This is a genomic window from Aquabacterium sp. UBA2148 (assembly GCF_002328915.1).
GTDB lineage: Bacteria > Pseudomonadota > Gammaproteobacteria > Burkholderiales > Burkholderiaceae_C > Aquabacterium > Aquabacterium parvum.
The window spans coordinates 2913-3804 of sequence record NZ_DCXA01000049.1 but is presented as its reverse complement, the minus strand read 5'-3'; the positions used below and the strand labels follow the sequence as shown (position 1 = coordinate 3804).

Here is an 892-nt window from a genome sequence, read left to right as displayed (position 1 = left end):
GATCCAGCCCAGCACCCAGTCAACGGTGGCCATCAGGGCCAGGGCCAGCGCAAAGAGCACGATGCCCGCGAAATCGTGGATGAACCCCTGCCCCGCCGCATCGCCAAAGTGGTGGGTGACCAGCACCAGGATCATCACCCTCAGCACGTTGGCCACAAAGGACACCGGCACGGCCATGATCGCCAGCCAGATCGTGCGCCAGCGCGAGGTGTGCCCAGCCAGGTGGCTGTAGAGCAAACCCATGGCCTCGAGGATGAACATCGAGTGCAGGCCTGCGCAGGCCTCGGCCACCAGCAGCTGATACTGCCCCACGGTCAGCACCACGCCGCTGCGCCCGATGGGGTAGCCCACACCCGAGAGGATGCCCGCCGCCAGGGCCGACACCGCCTCCTTCAAAGGCGCGGTCAGCATCAACACCAACGCGAAAGGCAAAGGCATCGCGAACAGGCAGAACAGCCAGGCGAACCAGGTGCGGCGCAAACCCGCCCAGCCCCTGGCCAGCCAGGTCAACAGCATCGCCAACCACCACACCGACAGCAACTCGATGCGGATGAATTCCTGCGAGCGCCCGAAGACGTAGGCCAGCACCCCGAGCCCCCAGGCGAGCCAGAACCAGGCTGGCCAGGACCCCTGCGCGGGGCGATCTTCAGGATGGCGGTGCCGCCACACGAGCCATCCGGCCACCGTGAGCAGCAGCAACTCGTGACCCTGGCTGAAGCCGGACCACACACCAAAGAGGAAGTCCCAAAGCGTGGGGGCAGCCAGGCACAGCCACCCCAGGATCAGGACCGGCAGCCCGGCGCGCCCCAACTGCATGGCACAAGCCCTCAGGGCTGAGAGGCGGACGAAGCGGCTTCGGAGGCCCCTGAAGCGGCCGCCCCAGCGCTCGCGG

Annotated in this window: 1 protein-coding gene; it reads right to left on the bottom strand. The window is 67.5% G+C overall.

Going from position 1 to position 892, the window contains the following annotated elements; genetic code table 11:
* The coding region (gene xrt / locus B2W70_RS02610) for an exosortase (protein ID WP_286742550.1) at positions 1-816 on the bottom strand (816 nt) is incomplete at its 3' end.
* Between the last annotated feature and the right edge of the window lie 76 nt (positions 817-892).